Consider the following 23,751-nt stretch of genomic DNA (forward strand, 5'->3'; position numbering starts at 1 on the left):
TAATACCTCTCTTACCAATCTTCATCTTCTAAATCGCTTGTTTCTTGTATTACAGCTTGTAAAGCTTGTTTATCCATCTGTTTAATAAACGGATAATAAACAAAGAAAGACATAACCAAAATAAGTGTTTGCAACAAGGCTGTTTTCCAACCACCGATGATAAATCCTGAAATAATTGGAGGACAAGTCCACGGAACTTGAACGGCACCATACATAGGTGTCAGTCCAAAATAAATCGCTGAATACTGGATGATACAAGATAAAATAGGCGTTAATATAAAGGGAGTTGCTAAAACTGGATTCATTACAATCGGCAAACCAAAGAGCACCGGCTCATTGATATTAAAGATGGCTGGAACCATTTCAAGACGTCCAAGAATTTTTAGTTGTTTTGATTTTGCAAATGCAACCATGTAAACTACCAAACCAATCGTAATCCCGGCACCTGTAACATTGATAAATTGATCAAAAAATTGAATCGTCACAATATGACCGCCATTGGCTAGATTTAATTCTAGGCCCTTATCTAAAATGGCTTGGTTTTCCAAAGCATTCGCCTGTAGCAAGCCACTCATGATGCCACCAACTACAGTTGAGCCGTGCACCCCAAACATCCATAAGAATGGTACAAGGAAACACATAAGCACCGCACCAAACAATGAGTCAGTCAAGCCTTGCATTGGTGTTTGAATAAGATTATAAATCACTTCAATCGTTGTGACCTTAAACAATTGTTCAACAAGTCCGACAAAGATCGTTGCCGCTGTGATAATAACAGTAGCAGGAATCAAGGCTGAAAATGCGTTGGCTACACCAGTTGGTACGCCATCTGGCATTTTGATTTTGATATTTTTCTTCAAAAACCAAGAATAGCTTGCTCCTACTATCAAACCAACGATAATGGCACCAATCATCCCTTTCCCGGAAGTCCAATCCTTCAGAATAATGTTACCAACTACATCCCCATTTTTAGAAATCAAACTGGAGGGCTGGATTAGCAAGAAAACTGCTAGGGCAATGACACCTGCCCCAAGCGGCTCCTGTTTTTCTAGCTTAGCATAGGTATACGCAATCCCAATGACTGTTACAATCGCACTGATATTAAAGGTTGCACCAATTGCTTGATTGAGAACAGGGGTAATACCACTAGTTTCTAACATCGTTGCTAGAGCTGGAACTGGAAGATTGGCCAAGATAAGAAAGATGGAGCCAACAATCAACAATGGCATAGAGAAAACAATACCATCTTTTATCGCTGTTACACCTTTGGTATTGACAAAGGCCATCATCCTATCAACAAACTTTTTAATCAGTTTATCCTTCATCATCGTCTCCTTATTTTTTCATCATGTAAGCTTGTTTAAGAACTGCCATACCGTTTGCAGTACCATAATCAGCCATTGCAATCACTTCTACAGGAACATTGTGAGAAGCACAAATTTCTTTTGCTTTTTCAAGTTGGAAACCAACCTGTGGGCCTAATAGAGCCACATCAATATCTCCAACTCTTTGTTCCAATTCACTGATGGAATAAGCTGCAATTGTTGCATCTTTCCCTTTTTTCTGAGCCGCTTCTTTCATACGCTCAACCAAAATACTTGTTGACATACCTGCTGCACAAAACAATCCAATATTCATTTTAATTACTCCTTATAATTCGTTTCCATTTGATGCAATCACTTTTTGATACCATGTAAAGGAATCTTTCTTCATTCGTTGCAAAGTTCCTTCGCCATTATTATTCTTATCGACATAGATAAAGCCATAACGCTTCTCCATTTCACCTGTACCAGCACTAACAATATCGATACAGCCCCAAGGGGTATAACCAATGACATTTACGCCATCTTCTTCAATCGCTAACATCATTTGTTCAATGTGTTGTTTGAGGTAATCAATGCGGTAAGAATCATGGATTCCATCAGGCTCTACCTTATCATAAGCACCGAATCCATTTTCAACTATAAAAAGCGGACAGTGATAGCGATCGTATAAAAGATTTAAGCTATAGCGTAATCCCTCAGGGTCTATCTGCCAACCCCAATCGCTTGATTCAATATAGGGGTTTTTCTTAGTGTAAACATCTTTGAAAAGTTCTTCTGTTTCCTCAGATGCTGTAGCAGTCACTGTATCACTCATATAGTAACTCAAGCCAATATTATCTACACAACCTTCTTTTAGAGTTTCTAGATCTTCTGGTATAATATCCAGTTTGATATTATTTTTTCGACAAAAGGCCTCAATATAGTAAGGACGCTCTCCAAAAACATGAAGATCTCCATAGTGAAATAAACGATGCTCCATTGCCTTCTGGCTAGCAAGTATATCTTTTGTATCACATGTATTCGGGTAAAATGGTACCATTGCCAGCATACAACCAATTTTGAAATTTTTATTGATTTTCCGACCCAATTGTACAACTTTTGCAGAAGCCACTGACTGATAATGGATAACCTGCTGTAGTACCTCAACTGGATTTTCATCTTCTTGATAAATGACACCAGAATTAGTCCATGAGCACCAAGGAACATTAATTGCACCTTGATTATTGATCTCGTTAAAGGTCATCCAATACTTAACTTTGTCCTTATATCGTTCCATGACGACTTTCGCAAAACGAACAAAGAAATCAATCAACTTGCGATTACGCCAAGCACCATACTTAGTAACTAGATGATAGGGCATTTCAAAGTGACTGAGTGTGATGACCGGTTCAATTTGATGAGCTAGAAGCTGATCAAATAAATCATCATAAAATTTCAACCCTTCTTCGTTAGGTTCTTCTTCATCTCCATTTGGGAAGATACGAGTCCAGGCAATCGAAGTTCGAAAACACTTAAATCCCATCTCAGCGAATAATTGTATATCGTCCTTATAGGTTCTGTAAAAATCTATTGCATCATGATTCGGATAATATTCGTCAGGTAAGACGCCATCAGTAATCTGTCGAGAGTGGCTAGCACTTCCAACTGTCATCACATCGGCTATCGAAATGCCTTTTCCACCTTTATCATATCCTCCTTCAATTTGGTGAGCAGCAACTGCCCCACCCCATAAAAAGCCTTCTGGTATTTTTGCCATTTTACCAATCCTTTCTGTATTTTGTACTAGCGCTATGAACAAGTCTATTTTATAACATACTGTACCTGCTGACAATAGATATTGAGATAGAAAATAAATGTACAGTCGAACAATATTTGTTACATAAAAAAAACAAGAGTTTTCACTCCTATTTTTTTAAATAAACTTGGTAACGTAAGGATTCTAAAAAATAGACAACTGGAATCTGAGTGGTCAAATTAGTGGAACGTAGCGAGGAATCTGCATAGGCAACTGGCATAAAGTAGGATAAATTTATATCCGATAGCTGTGATAAAGTGGAAATATCTGTATTTGTCAGACTAACAATCTTAGCATTTCTTTCTTTGAATCCCTGTACCAGAGTTAGAACTTCTTCTGTCTCACCGCTGACACTTAGAGCAATAACCAAAACATCCTCCAAATTAGAATGATGCAATTTCAGAGAATAAAATGGGTTAGTGATAGCAAAGCTAAAAATACCGATTCCAGAAAAAAGATATGAGCCATATTCTGCCAAACTTAGACTAGTACCCACCCCTAAAAAGATAACTTGTTTGGCTTGAACGATCAAGTCTGCTATCTCTGATAGTTGTTTTTTTAAAGCTTCATCTTGAACACTAGTCTGTAAAAATTGTATTGCTGGAATATCAATAGGAAAGTAGTGACGATGTTTATTTTCCTTATCTTCTGACCTTGACAAGACATACTTTAAATCATTGTAGCTATCAAATCCCATCTTTTTCGCAAAACGAATGATGGTTGTTGTCGATAGATTTATAGATGTCGATAGCTCTCTGATAGTCATCGTAGCAACTTTATCTCTATGTTGCAATATAAAATTATACACGCTTAATTCACTATTATTTAGCCCTTTTACTTTATGATAATCAAATAAATTCATAGACACCCTTATGCTTTTGTAGTATATAGTTGTTTCATTAACATTTCAATAATGAAAATAACAGGTACCTGCGTCGTAATATTAAACCCATTTAAAAATAATTGAGGAACATGATAGGTTATGGAGCAATCAGATAGCCTTGACAATGTTGATTCCAATGTATTTGTGATGGCAATAACTGGACAACCTTTTTCCTTTAATTTTTGTACAATTTTCAATGTTTGAGAAGTCTCACCAGATTCGGATAAGGCAATGACACAAGTTTTTTCCATACTGTTTTGTAGCACTGGTTGCCAAGGATCTTCAATACACATACTAAATTTGCCAATATTTGAAAAATAGCGCGCTCCATATCGACCTAAAGTTCCAGAGGAACCAATTCCGACAAAAACAATCTGTTCAACGTTCTTTAAGATTGCCACAGCCTCCATAATCAGCTGCAAAAAAGTATCTTGCTCAGTATAATCAATGAATAACTTCAAAGAATGATTGTCTTGATTGTTTAAAATAATTTGCTCATTTTTTAAATATTCTTTATAAGCAATCTTAAAATGGCTATATCCATCAAATCCTAGATGCTTGCAAAATCGTTGTACGGTTCCAACTGATACATGTGCAAGTTGGGCCAATTCCTTGATTGTCATAGAGGATATATTTTCATTTTCTAAAATAGTTGTATAAATAGCATTTTCTAAGTCGTTAAAACTTGCTACAACCTCATAACTAAACATATAATTCCTTTTTCTATCTCTATTGATTTGCTTACAATGTAACAAAAAACTAATAACCAAAGTGTTCTACACTAAAATAATGGAGAGCATAATGGCTATAAAACCAAGTCAGCATTAAAATCCATTAGAAAACCAGACGAATCAGATTTGTCTAACGAGACATGGTTAAGAGAAAATACTTTAAAACAGTATTGCCTTATGTCCTAGATTATATCATATTTTTGAGCATACTTTGAGTATTGTTAGTTTATTGACTTAAAAGAAACATAACAAGAGCTTATCTCTATTAAATTGTCTCAATTTCAATCGCCCATTCTGGAGATATGTAAGGTGGGGACGTTTCTATTCCCACAAACTCCTTGTCAATGGAAAGAAACACATACCCACAGGGTAAATGTAAATAGAAACTGATAATTTCTAGCTATCACTTCTATTCATTCCAAAAATTTTCTCACTATAATACTCCCCCACGCCAATACAAAAAGCCTTGAAACCAAGGCTTTTCATTATTGCGATTTATCAAAATGTTCTAGGCTTTTACAAGCAAAGCTACACACTCGACATGTGCTGAGAGCTTTCTTCTATACTAATAGACGAAAGGGTGTGAAAATGATTTTTAAATGATACTGTGGAACGGAACAGTAGCCCTAGTATTGACTACTGTCGTTTCTATTCATATTGGCTATTCTAGGACTGAGATGAAAAAATCTATAAATGCTCAGAATAAAATTGAACCCGCAAATCTCCCCAAAACAATGGTGAGTCATGTACTTGTATTATTCCGAAAAAATACACCTCTGGTGCAGTGAGACAAATTGGTGTATCTTATAGTGGCTTCGTAGATGAAAGCTATACTCTACTATCACTCTTTGATGATGTAGAACAAATTGAAAAAGATAATAGACTTCAGACAGCTATTGATGTTGTCAGAGAACAGTTTGGTTTTTTAGCCATACAAAAAGGAACCGTCCTAACTGAAGGTTCCAGAAATATTGAACGCAGTAAACTTATCGGTGGTCATTCCGCGGGTGGATTGGAGGGATTAAAATGAAACAAGAAAAAAATACAGTACAATTTTCAGAAATCCGTAGCAAAGGATGTAATGATATTGAAATGCTTGAAAGATTTTTACATGGAATCGTTGAAACAGCAACTTCAAAACTTCGTCAGAGAAAACTCAAAACAACTGAAATATCGATACGACTAGTACATGCTAAATCTGAAAACCGATTACCATTGGAATTTACATTTAGCATTAAGCCAACAAGCTCATCTGTGATAATCTATACTGAGGTAATCAATCGCTTTAAAGAATGTTACACAGGTGGGGGAATTCAAGGTTTTACGATTCAATTTGATAAAAATACCCTTGCCTCTGCATAGAAAGGATTTGATATGATTGACCGTTCATATTTACCATTTCAATCAGCAAGAGAGTACCAGGATACAAAGATGCAAAAATGGATGGGCTTTTTCCTATCTGAACATGCATCAGCACTCTCTGATGATACAAACAAAGTAACGTACATGTCTGACTTATCACTAGAGAAGAAATTATTACTCCTCAGTCAAGTATACGCCGGGCAGCTACGCACACGCATTCAAGTGATTGAAAAAAACAAGCGTGTTTCCTACACTGGAACAATACCAAGTCTGACCAAAGATTTCATTTTGATAAAAACTACAACAGGTCACATCAATTTGAAATTAAAAGACATTATTAGTATTGAACTTGTCGAGGAGGTGCTCTATGAATCAGCTTGAGTTTCAGCGTAATCACCTACAAATGGACTATTATAGCGAGAGCTACCAAGATTTTGAACGTGACTTCTACCGCTACTCTAACATGAATATTCCATTGACCTTCCTAACTGATGATATCCTAAAAACAATGGCGACTTCACGTAAGAATTACTTTGTCCTCAATAAGGAAAAGTCCAGAGATAACCGCGATCACTTCTTCATATTTGAAGTAAGTACCGTAGATGAGAATCCGCTAATCTATCATTATACATATAAGAAAACTACAATATATTTAGCAGAAAAATAGGAGCAGTTCAATTGACTGTTCCTATTTTTAATATTCATAAAATCTAAAGTCTTTATACTCTTTAACAATGGAGTCGCCAACCAGAACAGACTATACTGACCAGCGACTACCTTAAATTTAATGTTTCAGATTTATTTTCTTATCTCTAATTTCATAAACTACATCTGCTACATTTTCGAGTAATCGTTTATCGTGGGTGATAAACACGATAGTTCCGGTGTACTCCTTCATTAGTATTTCCAAAGCCTCTAAACTTGGTATGTCAAGGAAGTTACTGGGTTCATCCATTATTAGGATGTTATATCTACCCATGAGCATTTTAGCAAGCAACAATTTTATAATTTCTCCACCGCTTAAAACAGATAAACTTTTTCCAATATCGTTCTGTTTGAACCCCATAGATGCTAGCACTGAACGAATTTCTGATATATTGTAGTCACAATCCTTCTGCATAAACTCCATAACATTCTGATTACTGTTGTACTTGTAACCATTCTGTGCAAAGTAACCTATTTTTGCCTTAGGCGAAATAGAAATTCCTTCTTCATGGTTTAAGATCATTTGGATTAAAGTTGTTTTTCCGATTCCATTACCACCAGTTAACGCCACTTTTGCTCCTAACGGAATTTGAAAAGATGCATTTTCAAACAGAGCCTTATCCCCAAATACTTTATTAATTTCTGCACCGACTATAGGGTATGGATTATGGAGCTCCAATGCTTTACTTTGCCTGAAACGAATTCTGCGAATGCCTTCCGGAGCTTCTACTTTTCCTAAGGCCGCAATCCTGTGCTCTAGGGTTTTAGCAGCATTATACATCTTTTTTTCCTTACTTCCTATTGATTTTTGATGAGCTAAACGCCCTCCGTCTTCAGTACTTTTTTTCTTTGAAGAACCTTTTGCCTTCTGTTCTATTTTACGAGCCTGTTTTCGCTTTTCCTCCGCAGCCCTTTCCAATCGGGCACGTTCCGCAATAAATTGTTCGTATTCTGCAGCTTGGCTCTTACGTTCTTCCTCTTTCTGACGAAGATAATCAGAATAGTTTCCCCAATACTCAGTGATTTTGCCATCTTTCAGTTCCCATATTTTATCTACTATTTCATCAAGAAAATAGCGGTCATGGCTAATAACTAACAGTGCACCTGTAAAATATTTTAGCTGTCCTATTAGAAAATCAATTCCTTCACGGTCTAAATGGCTCGTAGGTTCATCCGCTAAAATACCATGAACCTGTGCCGATAAGGCCTGTGCTATTTTAAGCCTTGTTTCTTCACCACCGCTCATAGTCTGTATATTTAATTGCTCAACACCTAGCTTGCCTACAAGTGCAAAATCTTTTTCCTCCTGCAGAGTTACTTCGTCCAACTGGGGAATATAGGCAAGTTCACCCAGACGATTCATTTTACATCCTGGGGGAGTTAATTCTCCTAAAAGTACCCTGAGTAAAGTGCTTTTTCCAGCACCATTTGCTCCTACTAAACCAATACGGTCATAATCATATACTTCTAATTCATTTATATCTAAAACATCGCGTCCTTTGAATTCCACACGAATGTCTTTTGCTTTTAATATTAATTCCATAACATTTCCTCCTGTCTATAATCGCATGCTTTCATTTGCTTGTATGCAGGGAAAACCCTGCGATTTTAGCAGGAAGAGTTACATGAAAATAAGATACATAAATATTCCTCCAATATTGTTTATTTTAAATCTAATTTTCTAACCTCAGTTATCATTTGGCAAACTATAGCAATGCCAATAATTAAAATACCTGATAGTAAAAACCAATGATTTACACCGATTTTATCAGCAAAGAATCCAGAAAGAATTAACCCAATTGGCATAGCAAGTGACATGATACTTCCGATCAAAGAAAATACACGTCCTAAATATTCAGGCTTAATTTTCTCCTGAAAAAGAACTGTTTGCACACCGCTATAAAATGGCACCGAAAGCCCCATTATTGCACAGCAAACTACGAATATTACAAATCCATTTGGAGGAAGTATTCCCGAAACGGCTAAACTGGTCCCCATTATAAAAAATGAACTTGTTATTAGTAATACATGCTTTTCGAAGCCCCCTAATCTTCCTAATAATAAGCCTCCTGCTAGCATCCCAAATGCAAAGGAAATTTCCGTAATAGAAATATGCACAGGCGTTCCATTAAAGTGTTCCATGCTTATTAAAGGAAATAGTGCATTGATTGGCATATAAACAAAAGTATATAGTGTTCCTAAGAGTAATAAGGCAAACAATCCTTTGTTTTGTCTCAGAACCACAACTCCTTCTTTCATCTCCCTTATGAAATTTGGTTCTAAACTTTGCACTTGATTACCCAGCTTAGGTATACGTACAATTGCTACCGTAATAGATGCAATCACAGCACCCAATACGTCGATGGCAATAATAGCATTTAAATCCCAAACGGAGTATAAGAGTGCTGCAACTGCCGGACTAACAATATAGCTTATAGACTGCAAAGACTGACTATAGCCTGCGCATTTCGTTAGCTGTTCTTCTGGTACTAAAAGTGGTGTAACCGCATTGAGTGCTGGGGTATGAAAAGCTGTTCCAATGCTACGGATAAACAATACTATCATAATCATCCAGACAGGTAGCTCCATACAGAATGCAACAATAGCAAGCACTGCACCAGCTGCTGCGATAATTAAATCGGCACCAATCATTATCTTCTTCCTATCATGACGATCCACTAGCACACCAATGGCAGGTCCCAAAATCGCATAGGGTAAAAAACCTACTAATGAAGCCATAGACAAGACCATCGCAGATCCTGTTTTTTCTGTAAGGTAAAAAATAATCGCCATTTGCAGGATGGCACTAGTGATTAATGATACTGCTTGCCCTGCCCATATTGCATAAAATTTTCGTTTCCAATTGTTGTATTTTTCCATTTATATTATCTCCTGCATATTATTTTGCTTGAATTTCTATTTTGAATAGCATTCTAGGCAATAAAAAATGCAGGCCAAACCCCACAATGTGGCTTTTGGTCTGCATACATACAATTTGGAAACATTCATATTAAAGACATAGTTAAATAAAGGTATAGTTAAATAACCAATATCCTCACCGTAACTAATGAATGCTCAATATCGTATAAATAAGCACAACAAAAAAGCCTATCATCGGGTATAGATTCTGCTTTTTTTATTGCCAGCTTATCTTAAACGCATTGAGGCTGTCATAGTTTCGGTTCCTCCTACATCTTTGTTTATATCAATTTATAGTATAACACAACAAGATGATATGTTCAATATAAAAGTTATGGAATGAGACTCATACTTCCAATTCGATGCCAGATTTAAAGGATATGACGAAGTTTTCTTCATAGACTGTAACGCTCTGGATTATCTTCCTTAGTAGCAAGCGATTAGCTTTCACAAAATCTTCTGTTTGTAGTTTTAAAAATTCATCAGGATTTTCTAACTCAACCTCAAAATATTTCATTTTACATTCCCTCATTTCATTTATTGATAAATTGAGTTTGCAAAAAAGAGTGGACAATTTTTGTCTACTCTTAACCTTTAAAATAGTTTTTTTTAATCGATTTGAAGTTGCCTAAATTATTACTTATTCGGTAAAATGAAGTATTGCTTTCAACAGATTTCCTTCAACTACACTTCACTTGATTCAAACAAGGTGGGTACATTTCTATTCCCACAAACTCCTTGTCAATGGAAACAAACACGTACCCACAGGGTAAATGGAAATAGAAACTGATAATTTCTAGCTATCACTTCTACTCATTCCAAAAATTTTCTCACTCTGATACTTACCCACCATAAAGCAAAAAGCCTTGCAATCAAGGCTTTCATTATCCCTTTCGTTCAAAGGTTTCTAAGCTTTTACGAGCAGAGCGACACACTCAGCGGTTCGCTATCTCCGTTCTGTCTGCGTGCTAGCACTTGTCAATCACGGACAGCTATCGCATGGGCGGAAGTAAATGCTAATCTTCGTCGTTTTACTCCTTGACTAGCAAACTTACCGCCTCAACATGATGCGTTTGTGGAACTCAAAAGGTTCGGGGAACCTTTTGAGGATTAACTACGTTTCACTAACAAACTCACACACTCGACGTGGTGCGTCTGAGGAAACAGATCCACCGGTTGGACTTTCTTCAACTCATATCCCAACTCTTGGTAGAGTTTGATATCACGCGCCATGGTTGCGACATTGCAGGAGATGTAAGCAATGCGGTCTGCTCCTGTTTGACTACCTGCCTTGATAAAGCTTTCTGTGAGGCCTTTTCTTGGTGGGTCGACTAGGATAGCGGTTGGTTGGATACCTTCCTTGAGCCAATTCTTCATAGCATTTTCAGCTGTATCACATACATAGTGGGCATTAGTGATGCCATTTATACTAGCATTTTTCTGGCTATTCTCCACGGCTTCTGGAATCACTTCAACACCGTAGACTTCCTTTACATGTTTCGCAACAGACAATCCAATCGTTCCAATTCCTGAGTAGGCATCAATCACCACATCATCTTCCCTTAACTCTGCAAAGTCAATAGCTGTTTGATAAAGTTTCTCTGCCATTTCTGTATTGACCTGGTAAAAGGCTGGCCCAGATATTTGAAAGTCATTTCCCAACATCTGGTCCGTAATATAGTCTTGACCATAAAGAGTCTTCCACTCCTTACCAAAAATCGCATTGGTATTCTGGTCATTGATATTTTGCATGACAGACACAATCCCTGGGAACTGCTTGATAAGTTGGTCAATCAACTGCTCCACTCGGAAAACTTTAGGACGTGTAGTCACTAAGATAACCATGATTTGTCCGGAATAGTGCCCGCGACGCACCACAAGATTTCGAATCAAGCCAGACTGTTCCTTTTCGTCATAAGGTTTTAAATCAAAACGACGAAGCAAATCTCGAAGGGCTACTATGACTTGGTCAATGACAGGATCTTGGATAAAGAAATCTTCAAGGGGCATGAGGTCGTGCGAATTCTTACGGAAAAATCCTGTTTCCAAGACACCATTCACTCGACGAACGGGCACCTGTGCCTTATTTCGGTACTTGACTGGATGTTCCATACCCAGCGTTTCAGCGACCTCTACATCTCTAATGCCAGCAATTTTGTAGAGACTGTCTTTGACTTGCTTGGTTTTAAACTTGAGCTGTTCTGGGTAGGCAAGATGCCCCAAGTCAGCAATTCCTGAACGCAGGTAAGCCAAATCTAAATCTTGGTTACGATGAGGTGATTGAACAAGGTATTCTTCAACTTTCCCAAAGCCAATTTTTTTATTGACTTTAAGGACACGCATAAGAATTTTCTCAGTCGGAAGAGCATTCTCTACAAAAAAGACCAAGCCTTCTACCTTGGCAACTCCAGAACCTTCATGGGTCAAATCAACAATTTCAACTTCTACAATATCATTTTTCTTTAACATATTTTTCACTTTCTATCGGCCGACAAAAAAGACGGCAACATTTCTGTTACCATCTATTATATCATGAAATGACCTAAGCACCAAAACTCTTGAAAAAGTTGACAATGGCTTGCCAAAGGGAGCTAAAGAAGTTGCCCCCGTCTTCTAGCGCTTTATTGGCATCAAAGTTGAGGTTGATATTTTTAAAGCTATCTCCAGCTTGGGAAACAATGCTTTCCTTGAGGTCTTTTAGGGTTTTAGTGAAATCAGCATTGTTCAAGATGTCACTCTTCGAGAGGTTAAGTGCAAAATTGATGATGATGTTGACCTGGTTTCCTGTTATAACCTGATCAAGTTTGTAGTTTTTTAGCGTGTCTTCAACGATTTTGCGGACATCTTCTTCTGTCAGATTTCCTTTGGCTTCTTTTGCCTTTGCGATTCCTGCCTTGATATCTGCCAAAGCCACATTGAGTTTATTGGCATCGTAGCCTGACTTGTCCTTGTTTTCAGCATTGATATCAGATAAGGCTTTTAACTCCTCTTGGGCCAAGTCTTTATTGGCTTGTGGTACTTTAGCACCATTGGCCTCTAACGAGTAGTAAATCCCTGCTAGGGCACTCTCACCAGTAACGGGAATAGGAGCTGCAACTGTGATTTTTGCATGCTCAACTCCCAGGGTCACTGCTGCATTACGGTACATATCCTGCGTCACCTTGGTGATATTTTCAGGCGTTTCAATCTTGACCTCTAGAGGTGACTTATCCCCCAGCTTTTGAATTTTAGCCGACGAATAGAGTTGTAGGCTAGCATCATTAGCCACATTCATAATTTTCGAATAGATATCAGGTGTCATAGTTTTGATATCCTTGGTGTCTTTTGATGCGTCATAGCCAAGTTTGCTAAGGGTTTTGTTTTTCTGGTCCTCAGATAGAGAAGAACCAAGCACATATTCAGGCTGTACATAGGTTTCATCGATTACTTTTTGAACATCAGTTGCTGCGTGGACGCTTGTCATAGCTGTTGCGGCCCACAATACTGCAGCGCTTGTTAGAAAGAATTTCTTTCTCATGGGATATTCCCTCCTTTACCTTTCTAGGGTAATAAAACAATCTTAAAGAAAGCTTATAGTGAAAAACACCTGGTCAAACCAGATGTTTAAAAGAAATTAAAGAATTTCATGATATAGAGATTAAAGCGAACCTGTCTCGAGTAGTAATAATTTCCACCATTTTCATAGAGTTCGGCACCGTGAAAGATAGAAATAGGGTTGATATAGGTGTAGGTCTTCCCTGTAGTATTACCAAGGATTGGAGCGACCGTTTCTCGGGAGTAACGCTTGGCTAGGGCCAGTGTATTTTCCTTGCCATTCTGAGCGATAAAGTCGATATAGGCAGGTCCAAAATTATAGGCTTGAACGGCGGTCCAGACATCTACTCCTTTGCTCTGTGCCAAATAGAGATTATCTGTTAGAGTCTGAACCCCTTGGCGAATACTAGAGGCATCGTCTTTGATGGTATTGGTGGCGCCACTAGCAGACTCACTAGACTGCATGACATCCCGCTCTTTTCCCTTCGTTTCAGTATAAATCATAGCGAGCACCAACTCTTCATTGGCTGGAGTATCTCTTTCGCTCAAGATTTCTCGAACCATGGGTTGGTAGGTCATGACTTGTTTAACATCCTGATGGATATGATAAGCTTTGTATCCAGCGAAAAGGAAGACTGCTAGCACAAGCACTCTTCTTATAAATTTAAACATTATTTACTTTGAATATCCTCGATATTTTTGATTAAAATAGAATAGGTTCCATTGTCATTTTGGATAAACTCAACAGACTCGGCGTCTTGGTATACGTTATTGGGAACGATGAGTTCAATTCCATTTGACAAGGAAAGTTTTTGGTTTTCAAATTTCTTGAGCTGACGACTGGCATCAATTTCATCAAACTGGACTGGTTCTGGTACAGCTTCCTTGACTTGGTCGATAAAGCTCAAGCGAGCTGTCAGATTATTATCAAAAAGGTCGTTAGCCAATTTCTCAGGAGACAACTCATTGTTTTCTTCAAGATTGTTGAAAATCGCTGATTTGACCTTGGATTGAAACTGAAAATCATCTGTGTTAAAGGACTCTGCAATTCTCTGAGCCGTTTTTTCCAGTTCCTTGATAGATTTCTTGGGTGAAATCTTGGGAGCAACAGCTAGGAGATTTTCTGAAAAATAATTCAAGAAAGTCCCATTATACTTGATGCGTTTTTCGATGAGATGGTACTTGCGACTTTGAAGATTGACCACCAAGGCCTCATCAGCCCCCGTTCCAAATCCAGGTAGGTTATTCTGAGTTAGCTTGATTGGGTTATCAACTTCTCCACCAAGGTGGGTCAAGGTCTCACGCAGAGCAATTCGCAAAAAAGCAAAATGTTCAACGCCTTCTTTAGAAAACTCAACAAAAACCAAGTCATTGGTCTTGAGATTTTCAGAAATGCTGAACTCCTCTTTCCAGAGATTAGCCAGTGTTACTGATGTCTCCAACAAATCCTCTGTGATGTGATTGAAGAAGGGATTTTCTTCTTCGAAAATCCCAGTCTTGGCTTCATCTGAATACACACGTTCGATTTTTTTGCGCAGGTATTCTTCGATTTTTGGAGTGATATTGAGAAATTTATCCGCTAGAAACAGCTCAGTATCATCTGGGCTGAACTGATGGATAATAGCTTTCTTAATATAAATGTCCATAAAAGTATTAGTCCTCGTATAGTGGGAAGGCATCTGTCAACGCTTTGACCTCACTTCTCACTTCTTCTAAGACAGATTCATTTTCTGCATTCTTAAGGGTTTTAATGATGAGTTCAGCCACTTTACGGCTTTCTTCTTCACCAAATCCACGTGCAGTGATGGCTGCTGCTCCGATACGAATTCCACTTGTCTTGAATGGTGACAAGGTTTCGTATGGAATTGAGTTTTTATTTAGGGTAATATTAACTTCATCCAGCAAGTTTTGAGCCACTTTTCCGTTTTCAACAACCTTAGTCACATCCACTAGGAAGAGGTGATTTTCAGTACCACCAGAAATGATACGGAAATCAGGGTCTTGCAAGAAGACTTCAACCATAGCCTTGCTGTTTTTGATGACATTAGCAGCATATTCCTTGAAGGCTGGATCCAAAACTTCTTTGAATGACACCGCCTTAGCAGCGATAACGTGCTCCAAAGGACCGCCTTGAATACCAGGGAAAATAGCTGAGTTGATTTTCTTAGCTAGGTCCTCATCATTTGTCAGGATCAAGCCACCACGAGGTCCACGAAGGGTTTTGTGGGTCGTTGTTGTAGTGATATGAGCGTATGGCACTGGGCTTGGGTGAAGACCAGCTGCAACCAAACCAGCGATATGGGCCATGTCCACCATAAGCTTAGCCCCAACAGCATCAGCAATTTCACGGAATTTTGAGAAGTCGATAATTTGAGAATAGGCTGAAGCACCCGCTACGATTAGTTTTGGTTTTACTTCTTGGGCTTGTTTCAAGATAGCATCAAAGTCCAAGAGTTCCGTTTCAGGATCAACACTGTAAGAAACAAAGTTGTAGGTTTGACCAGAGAAGCTAACTGGAGCTCCATGGGTCAAGTGTCCACCTGCAGACAAATCCATCCCCATAACGGTATCACCTGGCTTAATCAAGGCCATGTAAGCCGCACAGTTGGCTTGGCTTCCTGAGTGAGGTTGAACATTGGCGAATTTAGCACCGAAAATTTCTTTTGCACGTTCAATAGCTAAAGTTTCTACCACGTCTACTACATCAGTTCCACCATAATAACGACGTCCTGGGTAACCCTCGGCATATTTGTTTGTCAAGATAGACCCTTGAGCTACCATAACAGCCTTGGAAACCACGTTTTCCGAAGCAATCAACTCGATGTTATTTTGTTGGCGTTCTTCTTCTTTGGCAATAGCATTCCAGAGTTCAGCATCGTATGCTTTAAAATCGTCTTTGTCAAAAATCATAGGTCTTCTCCTTTATAGTGTGACTGGTCCTTTAGTTTGTTTTTCAATAAGAAAATAAACTAAAAGATGCGAATAAACCGTTTCTGCACTTTATCACAAGTATAACCAACTTTTTCATAAAATGCATGAGCTCCCAGACGATGATCAGCAGAGTTTAAGCGGATAAACCCATAACCCCGTCTTTTTGCTTCTTGATCCAACCCTTGCAGTAAGGTTTTACCGATACCTTGTCCTTGTGCTTGAGGTGAAACCGCTAAGCCTAAGATATTAAATCCTGCTTTGGAATAGAGGGATTCATAAACTTCAGCATGGACATATCCAAGTAGGATATGACTAACTGCATCCTCATAACCAAGTAGGAAATGATGTGAATCCTGAGATAATCTAGCTAGTTGACTAGCTGTGTCCTCTGGACTAAAAGAATAGCCCAAAGCCTCTTGGTTAATCTCACATATAGAATTCACATCTGTTTCTTGCAAATCTCTTAGCATCTCATTCCTCCTCAAAAGAAATCTCTGGCAACCGAGCAAAAATATCTTCTCGCTTAATCGCCCCCTGGCGTAAGATTTTCACCTTGTCTCCAGACAAATCCAAAATAGTCGAATCCTGTCCAGTTAGAAAAGCGTCGTCCTCCAGCCCCAAAACCTCTTGGTCAAAATCCTCTAGAATTTGAGCAAAGGTCACTCCACTCACCTGACCCGAGATATTGGCAGACGGCCCAATCAAAGGACCTGTCTCTCGAATCAAATCAAGTGTAATGGGGTGATTCGGCATCCGAAATCCGACAGTTGCAAGACCAGAGTTGACCCAATAGGGAACTCGGTCATTGGCTTCGAGGATAATGGTCAAGGGACCCGGTAAAAAGGCCTCTACAAGCTTTTGTAGATAAGTTGGCTGATTCTTTGAAAAGTGCAAGATGTCCTCTAGAGAAGCGACATTAAGATTGAGTGCCTTATCTCTAGGACGACGTTTGAGTTGGTAAACATGGTCAACAGCTTTTTCGTCTAAGGCCTTAGCAAAGAGACCATAAACTGTCTCGGTTGGAAGAACAACAGCTCCGCCCTTTTCCAACTCTTGTCTAATCCTGTCCATCATCAACTACAACCATCCTATCTTGACCAAATTGGTCTTTGAGTGTTCGTACTCGTTTTTCAGGAAGATATTTCCTAAAGAGCGCAGGAACACTTTGACCTTGCTTGTATCCAATTTCAAGGTAAATCTTACCACCATCTGTGAGATAGTCTTTTGCATCTTCCGCAATTCTGCGATAAATAGCTAGGCCATCCTCATCTGCAAAGAGAGCTAGATGAGGTTCTGAATGCAAAACATTCAAACCAACCTCTGACTCATCTTCACGAGAGATATAGGGTGGATTGGATACAATTATATCATATTTTTCAGAAATTTCTGCAAAACAATCAGATTTTTTAAAAAATATATTAAGATTTTGATTGCTAGCATTCTCTGATGCAAGCTCTAAGGCATCTTGGGAAATATCTGCTGCTGTCACTGACCAATCTGGTCTGTTTTTAGCTAATCCAAGAGCTATGGCGCCACTTCCAGTCCCGATATCTAGGACCTTAAGATTTTCCTCAGGATTTTCTGTGAGGATGAGTTCCACCAACTCTTCTGTTTCTGGACGAGGAATCAAAACCCGCTCATCCACTTTTAACTGCATTCCAAAGAAATCTGCGTGACCAATGATATACTGAGCTGGTTTGTGGGCCCCTAACTGCTGGTAAATTTCCTCTACAAATTGTTTTTCTTCCTCTGTTACTTCTTGCTGGAGGGCAAAGACGAAATCTGTAAAAGAGAGTTTTTTCAGGCTACGATAGACAAAAGAGAGGCTTTCTGCTTCCTCTCCTTGTCTTATCAACTCTTCTTCAAAATCTGAAAATAATTGAGCTAATTTCATTATTTGTTTAATTCTTCTAATTTTTGTGTTTGGTCATAAAGAACCAAGGCATCCACAACTTCATCCAATTTTCCAGACAAAATGGTATCTAGTTTTTGGAGGGTCAAGCCGATACGGTGGTCTGTGACACGGTTTTGAGGGAAATTATAAGTACGAATACGTTCTGAGCGGTCACCAGTACCAATAGTAGACTTACGCTCAGCGTCTTGTTCATCCTGGGCAATTTGTGCAAAGTGGTCAGCAACACGCGCACGGATGATTTTCATGGCCTTCTCGCGGTTTTTCTGCTGGGTACGTTCTTCCTGCATCTCAACCTTGATATTGGTTGGCAAGTGAACGATACGAACGGCAGTCGCAACCTTATTGACGTTCTGTCCACCAGCACCTGATGCGTGGTAGATATCAACACGAAGGTCTTTTGGATCAATATCGTATTCTACTTCTTCCACTTCAGGCATGACAAGGACTGTCGCTGTCGAAGTATGTACACGGCCTTGGCTTTCTGTCACAGGGACACGTTGCACACGGTGGGCACCAGACTCATACTTGAGTTTAGAATATACAGACTGACCAGAAACCATAGCAACCACTTCCTTGAAACCACCGACACCATTCATAGAAGCTTCCATGACTTCAAAGCGCCAGCCTTGGGCTTCCGCATACTTTTGGTACATAGTTAACAAATCTCCAGCGAAAAGTGCTGCTTCGTCTCCACCAGCTGCTCCACGGATTTCAAGGATGATGTTCTTGTCATCGTTTGGATCCTTTGGAAGGAGCAAGATTTTCAATTTTTCTTCATACCCTTCTTTTTCAGCCTTGGCATCTTTCAATTCTTGCTTGGCCATTTCTTCCAAGTCCGCATCTCCGCCTGATTCTTTAATCATTTCTTCAGCATCGACGATGTTTTGAAGGACTTGTTTGTACTCACGGTAGGCTGTTACTGTGTCACGAGTTGAAGCCTCTTCTTTTGAAAGCTCCATGAAACGTTTGGTGTCTGAAACAACATCAGGGTCACTCAGCAATTCTCCTAATTCTTCATATCGGTCTTCTACAGCTTGTAGTTGATCATAGATGTTCATTTTTCTTTATTCTCCTTATTGATTTCAGGGGCAAAATAATGTTTACGGCAAACCGAGATATAGGTTTCATTGCCACCGATTTGGATTTGTTCGCCATCATAGACTGGCACACCATCTTGAGTTCGTAGAACCATGGTCGCCTTTTTCTTACAATACTGGCAAATAGTCTTAATCTCGTCAATCTTATCTGCTAAGAGTAAGAGATGTTTGGAACCTTCGAAGAGTTCATTGCGAAAGTCATTCTTCAATCCGAATGCCATGACAGGAATGTCTAACTCATCGACAACACGAGCTAGGTCGTAAACATGGTGACGTTTGAGAAACTGGGCCTCATCGACCAAAACACAGTAGGGTTTGACTTCCAAATCTCGGATTAAGCCATAGATATCTGTATCATCTTCAATCGCAAGTGCAGGTCGTTTCATGCCGATTCGACTCGACACATAGCCAACACCGTCACGCGTATCCAGAGCCGAAGTCATAATCACAACTCCCTTTCCTTGCTCCTCATAGTTATAGGCTACCTTAAGAATCTCAATCGTTTTACCTGAGTTCATAGTCCCATAACGATAATACAACTGTGCCATGCTTCTATTTCACGTCCATTTCTAAATTTTTGCTACATTCTAGTATATCATAATTTTCTGAAGCTTTAAATGGCAAAATATGGTAAAATATAAAGAAATAAAGAATCCACGGAGGAAACCATTATGCCATTTGTACGCATCGATTTATTTGAAGGTCGCACGCTCGAGCAAAAGAAAGCTCTTGCTAAGGAAGTAACGGAGGCTGTTGTCCGCAACACTGGAGCCCCTCAATCAGCTGTTCATGTCATCATCAACGACATGCCAGAAGGAACTTACTTCCCACAGGGAGAAATGCGCACCAAATAAGCTAGCTTAAGCAGAAATGCTTAGGCTTTTTCAATCTCCAAGTAGCATCCATTGAAGAAATAGTCTAATTTTGTTACAATTTGAAGAGATGCTTGGATACCTATCCTAAGAAAAGAAATACAAAAGGAAATAGTATGATTACACGTGAATTTGATACCATCGCTGCTATCTCTACTCCACTAGGTGAAGGAGCCATTGGTATTGTCCGCCTGAGCGGAACAGATAGTTTTGCCATTGCGCAAAAGATTTTTAAAGGAAAAGACTTGAGCAAGGTTGCAAGCCATACCCTCAACTACGGTCACATTATTGACCCGCAGACAGGGAAGGTCATGGACGAAGTTATGGTTGGAGCTATGAAGTCTCCAAAGACCTTCACTCGTGAGGATATTATCGAGATTAACACCCACGGCGGGATTGCGGTAACTAATGAAATTCTCCAGCTAGCTATCCGTGAAGGAGCTCGATTGGCTGAACCGGGTGAATTTACCAAGCGTGCCTTTCTAAACGGTCGTGTGGACTTAACACAGGCTGAGGCGGTGATGGACATCATCCATGCTAAGACAGATAAGGCCATGAATATTGCAGTCAAACAATTGGACGGTTCTCTTTCTGACCTCATTAATAATACTCGCCAAGAAATCCTCAATACGCTTGCCCAAGTAGAGGTCAATATCGACTATCCTGAGTATGATGATGTTGAGGAAGCTACTACTGCTGTTGTCCGTGAGAAGACTATGGAGTTTGAGCAATTGTTAACCAATCTCCTTAGAACAGCTCGTCGTGGTAAAATCCTTCGTGAGGGAATTTCAACTGCCATCATCGGACGCCCCAACGTTGGTAAATCGAGCCTCCTCAACAATCTCCTTCGTGAAGACAAGGCCATCGTAACGGACATCGCTGGTACTACCCGTGATGTCATCGAAGAATACGTCAACATCAATGGGGTTCCTCTCAAATTGATTGATACAGCCGGTATCCGGGATACAGATGATATCGTGGAACAAATCGGTGTCGAACGTTCTAGAAAAGCCCTCAAGGAAGCTGACTTGGTACTACTAGTACTAAATGCCAGTGAACCACTGACTGCCCAAGATCGCCAACTCTTAGAAATCAGCCAAGATACCAACCGCATTATTCTACTTAATAAAACTGATCTTCCTGAAGCAATTGAAACTTCAGAACTCCCTGAAGATGTCATCCGTATTTCAGTTCTTAAAAATCAAAACATTGATAAGATTGAGGATAGAATCAACAACCTCTTCTTTGAAAATGCTGGTTTGGTCGAGCAAGATGCTACTTACTTGTCAAATGCCCGTCATATTTCCTTGATTGAAAAAGCAGTTGAAAGCCTACAAGCTGTTAATGAAGGGCTAGAACTGGGGATGCCAGTTGATTTGCTTCAAGTTGACTTGACCCGTACTTGGGAAATTCTCGGAGAAATCACTGGAGATGCCGCACCTGATGAGCTCATCACCCAACTCTTTAGCCAATTCTGTTTAGGAAAATAAGAAAAATCCATGATCGTTCATTCGGTCATGGATTTTATTGTCTTTATTAGTAATCTGGTCTAAGGACACCTGTTACAGTTGCCTTAGTTGCTTCGTAGTCGCCATCTACGACAACTTTGATAATGCGTTTAGCATCTTCTTCTGGTGCTGGAACTAGAGGTAATCGAGTTGGTCCAGCTTCGAATCCCATATAGTTCAAAACTGCCTTAACAGGTGCAGGACTTGGATAAGAGAAGAGAGCATTTACCTTAGGAATGAACTGACGCTGAATAGCTGCGGCTTTCTTCATATCGCTCTCTGCAATGGCAGTAAACATTTCGTGCATTTCATCTCCATTTGTATGAGAGGCAACAGAAATAACCCCATCCGCACCAAGGTTCATGGCATGGAAGGCATCACCATCCTCACCTGTATAAATCAAGAATTCCTCTGGCTTATGCTCAATCAAATAAGCCATATTTGCCAAGCTGGTACATTCTTTAACACCGATGATATTAGGATGGTCAGCCAAGCGAAGCATGGTTTCTGGAGTTAATTCCACTACCACACGCCCTGGAATGTTATAGATGATAATCGGTAGGTCAGAAGCATCTGCAATCGCTTTAAAGTGCTGATACATTCCTTCTTGAGAAGGTTTGTTGTAGTATGGTACGATAGCAAGTCCAGCAGCGAAGCCACCAAAGTCTGCTACTTCTTTGACAAACTCAATCGAGTCACGCGTATCATTGGTACCTACACCCGCAATCAAAGGAACACGTCCATTAACAATCTTTTGTACAGCCGCAAAGAGTTCCAACTCCTCATCGTGGGTCAAGGTCGGACTCTCAGCAGTCGTTCCAGCTAGAAGAATTCCATCTGTATGATGGGCCAATAAATGCTCAATCAAGGCTGGAATGGCATCAAAGTTGATGGAACCATCCTCATGGAAAGGGGTAATAAAGGCCGTGATGATTTTACACTCTTTTAAATCTTGATAAGACATGAGAAACACCTCTCTATTTCAAAGAAGGAGTTCATATGAACTCCTAAACGATATGACTATTTTAATTCAAATTTCAATTCAGCTGTTGGACGAACCAATCCACGTTCATGAAGAGTTTCTGCAATCTGAACTGAGTTCCAAGCAGCACCTTTGAGAAGATTATCTGAAACAACCCACATGTGGATTCCTTTTTCAGCATCCAAGTCTTTACGGATACGACCAACAAAGGTATCACGTGAACCAACAGCATTGATGGCTTGAGGATAGATTTGATTTGCTACATCATCCTCCAGAACTGCACCTGGGAAGGCTGCGATAGCTGCTTTGACTTCTTCGATTGGAGCCACTTCTTTTGTTTCAATGTAAACAGACTCAGAGTGAGCTGACAAGACTGGAATACGCACACATGTTGCAGACACTGCGATGCTATCATCTTCCATGATTTTCTTAGTTTCCTTGGTCATCTTCATCTCTTCGTAAGTGTAATCATTGTCCGTGAAGACATCAATTTGTGGAAGAGCATTGAAGGCGATAGGATAGTGTTTCTTGTCTCCACCTGAAGGCAAGATTTCGGCATGTAAATCACGTGGATTCACACCATCATTCAAAACTTCACGAAGTTCACGCTGTGTCTCAAGAATTGCTCCCATACCAGCACCTGAAACGGCTTGGTAAGTTGAAACAATGATACGGTCCAAGCCCCATTTTTGACGAACAGGCTCAAGAGCCACCATCATTTGGATTGTGGAACAGTTGGGGCAAGCAATGATTCCATTATGAGCATCCAAGGCATGAGCATTTACTTCTGGGACAACCAATGGTACATCTGGATTTTGACGGAAGTAAGATGTGTTATCAACTACTACTGCACCAGCCTTAACTGCGTAGGGAGCATACTTGGCAGATGTCGAACCACCAGCTGAGAAGAGAGCAATATCAACACCTTCAAAAGCTGTCTCAGTTGTTTCCTCAATCGTAATATCTTGGTCTTTAAATTTCAAAGTCTTGCCTGCTGAACGTGCAGAAGCAAGGTAACGAATTTTATCGATTGGAAGTGTTGATTCTTCCAACATTTTTATCATCTGAGCTCCGACAGCACCTGTCGCGCCGACTACAGCAACTGTATATCCCATAAATAACCTCTTTCGGAATTTTCTAAAAATTTCTATAATAGAAGTATTATACTACTTTTTCTAAAAATTGAAAAGTA

26 protein-coding genes are annotated in these 23,751 nt (G+C 39.5%); 6 read left to right on the forward strand and 20 right to left on the reverse strand.

Going from position 1 to position 23,751, the window contains the following annotated elements; translation table 11 throughout:
* Positions 1-11 precede the first annotated feature (11 nt).
* The 5 genes from M1G01_RS02785 to M1G01_RS02805 all read right to left on the reverse strand — a co-directional run bounded on the left by M1G01_RS02785 (position 12) and on the right by M1G01_RS02805 (position 4,713).
* Complete coding sequence (locus tag M1G01_RS02785) at positions 12-1,325, reverse strand: PTS sugar transporter subunit IIC (protein ID WP_049518650.1); 1,314 nt, start codon at positions 1,323-1,325, stop codon at positions 12-14.
* Between the two features lie 10 nt (positions 1,326-1,335).
* A complete protein-coding gene (locus M1G01_RS02790; RefSeq protein WP_001020606.1) occupies positions 1,336-1,638 on the reverse strand; it encodes a PTS sugar transporter subunit IIB in 303 nt (100 codons plus the stop codon).
* Positions 1,639-1,650: 12 nt separating this feature from the next.
* A complete protein-coding gene (locus M1G01_RS02795) occupies positions 1,651-3,081 on the reverse strand; it encodes a 6-phospho-beta-glucosidase (protein ID WP_125391062.1) in 1,431 nt (476 codons plus the stop codon).
* Between the two features lie 148 nt (positions 3,082-3,229).
* Complete coding sequence (locus tag M1G01_RS02800) at positions 3,230-3,982, reverse strand: MurR/RpiR family transcriptional regulator (RefSeq protein WP_049518645.1); 753 nt, start codon at positions 3,980-3,982, stop codon at positions 3,230-3,232.
* A gap of 8 nt (positions 3,983-3,990) precedes the next feature.
* Positions 3,991-4,713: a MurR/RpiR family transcriptional regulator gene (locus M1G01_RS02805; RefSeq protein WP_049518643.1), complete on the reverse strand. Its 723-nt coding sequence runs from the start codon at positions 4,711-4,713 to the stop codon at positions 3,991-3,993.
* An 805-nt stretch (positions 4,714-5,518) separates the two neighbouring features.
* Here M1G01_RS02805 and M1G01_RS02810 point away from each other — a divergent pair.
* Genes M1G01_RS02810 through M1G01_RS02825 form a run of 4 tightly spaced genes read left to right on the forward strand, consistent with a single transcriptional unit; the run spans position 5,519 to position 6,763 of the window.
* Positions 5,519-5,764 (forward strand): hypothetical protein, encoded by a 246-nt coding sequence (locus M1G01_RS02810; protein WP_001813542.1) that lies wholly within the window; start codon positions 5,519-5,521, stop codon positions 5,762-5,764.
* Entirely contained in the window at positions 5,761-6,096 is a 336-nt protein-coding gene (locus M1G01_RS02815) for a DinB/UmuC family translesion DNA polymerase (protein WP_000806926.1), read from the forward strand. Before M1G01_RS02810 ends, M1G01_RS02815 begins: the two co-directional genes overlap by 4 nt.
* A 12-nt stretch (positions 6,097-6,108) precedes the next feature.
* Entirely contained in the window at positions 6,109-6,477 is a 369-nt protein-coding gene (locus tag M1G01_RS02820; RefSeq protein ID WP_000567222.1) for a hypothetical protein, read from the forward strand.
* Entirely contained in the window at positions 6,464-6,763 is a 300-nt protein-coding gene (locus tag M1G01_RS02825; protein ID WP_001072467.1) for a DUF5960 family protein, read from the forward strand. Before M1G01_RS02820 ends, M1G01_RS02825 begins: the two co-directional genes overlap by 14 nt.
* Positions 6,764-6,880: 117 nt before the next feature.
* Here the strand turns inward: M1G01_RS02825 and msr(D) are convergent, their stop codons facing one another.
* The 13 genes from msr(D) to M1G01_RS02890 all read right to left on the reverse strand — a co-directional run bounded on the left by msr(D) (position 6,881) and on the right by M1G01_RS02890 (position 19,745).
* Positions 6,881-8,344 carry an ABC-F type ribosomal protection protein Msr(D) gene (gene msr(D) / locus M1G01_RS02830; RefSeq protein ID WP_000420313.1) on the reverse strand — a complete coding sequence of 488 codons (1,464 nt, stop codon included), beginning with the start codon at positions 8,342-8,344 and terminating at the stop codon, positions 6,881-6,883.
* A 119-nt stretch (positions 8,345-8,463) separates the two neighbouring features.
* Entirely contained in the window at positions 8,464-9,681 is a 1,218-nt protein-coding gene (mef(A), locus tag M1G01_RS02835; protein ID WP_247931126.1) for a macrolide efflux MFS transporter Mef(A), read from the reverse strand.
* Positions 9,682-10,066: 385 nt separating this feature from the next.
* On the reverse strand, positions 10,067-10,237 hold the full coding sequence (locus M1G01_RS02840; RefSeq protein ID WP_000873143.1) for a hypothetical protein: 171 nt from the start codon (positions 10,235-10,237) through the stop codon (positions 10,067-10,069).
* A gap of 593 nt (positions 10,238-10,830) precedes the next feature.
* Entirely contained in the window at positions 10,831-12,189 is a 1,359-nt protein-coding gene (gene rlmD, locus M1G01_RS02845; protein WP_247931127.1) for a 23S rRNA (uracil(1939)-C(5))-methyltransferase RlmD, read from the reverse strand.
* Between the two features lie 73 nt (positions 12,190-12,262).
* On the reverse strand, positions 12,263-13,237 hold the full coding sequence (locus M1G01_RS02850; RefSeq protein ID WP_247931128.1) for a DUF1002 domain-containing protein: 975 nt from the start codon (positions 13,235-13,237) through the stop codon (positions 12,263-12,265).
* An 86-nt stretch (positions 13,238-13,323) separates the two neighbouring features.
* Positions 13,324-13,926 carry a lysozyme family protein gene (locus M1G01_RS02855; protein WP_004240129.1) on the reverse strand — a complete coding sequence of 201 codons (603 nt, stop codon included), beginning with the start codon at positions 13,924-13,926 and terminating at the stop codon, positions 13,324-13,326.
* A complete protein-coding gene (locus M1G01_RS02860) occupies positions 13,926-14,900 on the reverse strand; it encodes a nucleoid-associated protein (protein ID WP_247931129.1) in 975 nt (324 codons plus the stop codon). The genes M1G01_RS02855 and M1G01_RS02860 overlap by 1 nt, the downstream gene beginning before the upstream one ends.
* 7 nt (positions 14,901-14,907) lie before the next feature.
* Positions 14,908-16,164 carry a serine hydroxymethyltransferase gene (glyA, locus tag M1G01_RS02865; RefSeq protein WP_247931130.1) on the reverse strand — a complete coding sequence of 419 codons (1,257 nt, stop codon included), beginning with the start codon at positions 16,162-16,164 and terminating at the stop codon, positions 14,908-14,910.
* 59 nt (positions 16,165-16,223) lie between these two features.
* Positions 16,224-16,655, reverse strand: a complete 432-nt coding sequence (locus tag M1G01_RS02870; protein ID WP_247931131.1) for a GNAT family N-acetyltransferase — start codon at positions 16,653-16,655, stop codon at positions 16,224-16,226.
* 1 nt (position 16,656) lies between these two features.
* Complete coding sequence (locus M1G01_RS02875) at positions 16,657-17,259, reverse strand: L-threonylcarbamoyladenylate synthase (protein ID WP_247931132.1); 603 nt, start codon at positions 17,257-17,259, stop codon at positions 16,657-16,659.
* Positions 17,243-18,079 carry a peptide chain release factor N(5)-glutamine methyltransferase gene (gene prmC, locus M1G01_RS02880; protein ID WP_247931133.1) on the reverse strand — a complete coding sequence of 279 codons (837 nt, stop codon included), beginning with the start codon at positions 18,077-18,079 and terminating at the stop codon, positions 17,243-17,245. Before prmC ends, M1G01_RS02875 begins: the two co-directional genes overlap by 17 nt.
* On the reverse strand, positions 18,079-19,158 hold the full coding sequence (gene prfA, locus M1G01_RS02885; RefSeq protein WP_247931134.1) for a peptide chain release factor 1: 1,080 nt from the start codon (positions 19,156-19,158) through the stop codon (positions 18,079-18,081). The genes prmC and prfA overlap by 1 nt, the downstream gene beginning before the upstream one ends.
* A complete protein-coding gene (locus M1G01_RS02890) occupies positions 19,155-19,745 on the reverse strand; it encodes a thymidine kinase (protein ID WP_125391051.1) in 591 nt (196 codons plus the stop codon). Before M1G01_RS02890 ends, prfA begins: the two co-directional genes overlap by 4 nt.
* 123 nt (positions 19,746-19,868) lie before the next feature.
* Between M1G01_RS02890 and M1G01_RS02895 the strand changes: the two genes are divergently transcribed.
* Both M1G01_RS02895 and mnmE read left to right on the forward strand, forming a co-directional pair.
* The gene (locus M1G01_RS02895) at positions 19,869-20,051 is read left to right on the forward strand and encodes a 4-oxalocrotonate tautomerase (protein ID WP_001117401.1); all 183 of its coding nucleotides are present in this window, start codon (positions 19,869-19,871) and stop codon (positions 20,049-20,051) included.
* Positions 20,052-20,185: 134 nt separating this feature from the next.
* Complete coding sequence (mnmE, locus tag M1G01_RS02900) at positions 20,186-21,559, forward strand: tRNA uridine-5-carboxymethylaminomethyl(34) synthesis GTPase MnmE (protein WP_125398058.1); 1,374 nt, start codon at positions 20,186-20,188, stop codon at positions 21,557-21,559.
* 46 nt (positions 21,560-21,605) lie between these two features.
* Here mnmE and dapA read toward each other — a convergent pair whose 3' ends face one another.
* Both dapA and M1G01_RS02910 read right to left on the reverse strand, forming a co-directional pair.
* A complete protein-coding gene (gene dapA, locus M1G01_RS02905; RefSeq protein WP_007521849.1) occupies positions 21,606-22,541 on the reverse strand; it encodes a 4-hydroxy-tetrahydrodipicolinate synthase in 936 nt (311 codons plus the stop codon).
* 56 nt (positions 22,542-22,597) lie between these two features.
* Positions 22,598-23,674 carry an aspartate-semialdehyde dehydrogenase gene (locus M1G01_RS02910; protein WP_247931135.1) on the reverse strand — a complete coding sequence of 359 codons (1,077 nt, stop codon included), beginning with the start codon at positions 23,672-23,674 and terminating at the stop codon, positions 22,598-22,600.
* Between the last annotated feature and the right edge of the window lie 77 nt (positions 23,675-23,751).

It is taken from the genome of Streptococcus oralis, from assembly GCF_023110055.1.
GTDB lineage: Bacteria > Bacillota > Bacilli > Lactobacillales > Streptococcaceae > Streptococcus > Streptococcus oralis_BY.

What these genes read in the sequence shown, in the direction of transcription:
- M1G01_RS02785 (WP_049518650.1), bottom strand. Translation starts at nt 1,325, where the DNA reads ATGAAGGATAAACTGATTAAAAAGTTTGTTGATAGGATGATGGCCTTT.
- M1G01_RS02790 (WP_001020606.1), bottom strand. Translation starts at nt 1,638, where the DNA reads ATGAATATTGGATTGTTTTGTGCAGCAGGTATGTCAACAAGTATTTTG.
- M1G01_RS02795 (WP_125391062.1), bottom strand. Translation starts at nt 3,081, where the DNA reads ATGGCAAAAATACCAGAAGGCTTTTTATGGGGTGGGGCAGTTGCTGCT.
- M1G01_RS02800 (WP_049518645.1), bottom strand. Translation starts at nt 3,982, where the DNA reads ATGAATTTATTTGATTATCATAAAGTAAAAGGGCTAAATAATAGTGAA.
- M1G01_RS02805 (WP_049518643.1), bottom strand. Translation starts at nt 4,713, where the DNA reads ATGTTTAGTTATGAGGTTGTAGCAAGTTTTAACGACTTAGAAAATGCT.
- M1G01_RS02815 (WP_000806926.1), top strand. Translation starts at nt 5,761, where the DNA reads ATGAAACAAGAAAAAAATACAGTACAATTTTCAGAAATCCGTAGCAAA.
- M1G01_RS02820 (WP_000567222.1), top strand. Translation starts at nt 6,109, where the DNA reads ATGATTGACCGTTCATATTTACCATTTCAATCAGCAAGAGAGTACCAG.
- M1G01_RS02825 (WP_001072467.1), top strand. Translation starts at nt 6,464, where the DNA reads ATGAATCAGCTTGAGTTTCAGCGTAATCACCTACAAATGGACTATTAT.
- M1G01_RS02840 (WP_000873143.1), bottom strand. Translation starts at nt 10,237, where the DNA reads ATGAAATATTTTGAGGTTGAGTTAGAAAATCCTGATGAATTTTTAAAA.
- rlmD (WP_247931127.1), bottom strand. Translation starts at nt 12,189, where the DNA reads ATGTTAAAGAAAAATGATATTGTAGAAGTTGAAATTGTTGATTTGACC.
- M1G01_RS02850 (WP_247931128.1), bottom strand. Translation starts at nt 13,237, where the DNA reads ATGAGAAAGAAATTCTTTCTAACAAGCGCTGCAGTATTGTGGGCCGCA.
- M1G01_RS02855 (WP_004240129.1), bottom strand. Translation starts at nt 13,926, where the DNA reads ATGTTTAAATTTATAAGAAGAGTGCTTGTGCTAGCAGTCTTCCTTTTC.
- M1G01_RS02860 (WP_247931129.1), bottom strand. Translation starts at nt 14,900, where the DNA reads ATGGACATTTATATTAAGAAAGCTATTATCCATCAGTTCAGCCCAGAT.
- glyA (WP_247931130.1), bottom strand. Translation starts at nt 16,164, where the DNA reads ATGATTTTTGACAAAGACGATTTTAAAGCATACGATGCTGAACTCTGG.
- M1G01_RS02870 (WP_247931131.1), bottom strand. Translation starts at nt 16,655, where the DNA reads ATGCTAAGAGATTTGCAAGAAACAGATGTGAATTCTATATGTGAGATT.
- M1G01_RS02875 (WP_247931132.1), bottom strand. Translation starts at nt 17,259, where the DNA reads ATGATGGACAGGATTAGACAAGAGTTGGAAAAGGGCGGAGCTGTTGTT.
- prmC (WP_247931133.1), bottom strand. Translation starts at nt 18,079, where the DNA reads ATGAAATTAGCTCAATTATTTTCAGATTTTGAAGAAGAGTTGATAAGA.
- prfA (WP_247931134.1), bottom strand. Translation starts at nt 19,158, where the DNA reads ATGAACATCTATGATCAACTACAAGCTGTAGAAGACCGATATGAAGAA.
- M1G01_RS02890 (WP_125391051.1), bottom strand. Translation starts at nt 19,745, where the DNA reads ATGGCACAGTTGTATTATCGTTATGGGACTATGAACTCAGGTAAAACG.
- M1G01_RS02895 (WP_001117401.1), top strand. Translation starts at nt 19,869, where the DNA reads ATGCCATTTGTACGCATCGATTTATTTGAAGGTCGCACGCTCGAGCAA.
- mnmE (WP_125398058.1), top strand. Translation starts at nt 20,186, where the DNA reads ATGATTACACGTGAATTTGATACCATCGCTGCTATCTCTACTCCACTA.
- dapA (WP_007521849.1), bottom strand. Translation starts at nt 22,541, where the DNA reads ATGTCTTATCAAGATTTAAAAGAGTGTAAAATCATCACGGCCTTTATT.
- M1G01_RS02910 (WP_247931135.1), bottom strand. Translation starts at nt 23,674, where the DNA reads ATGGGATATACAGTTGCTGTAGTCGGCGCGACAGGTGCTGTCGGAGCT.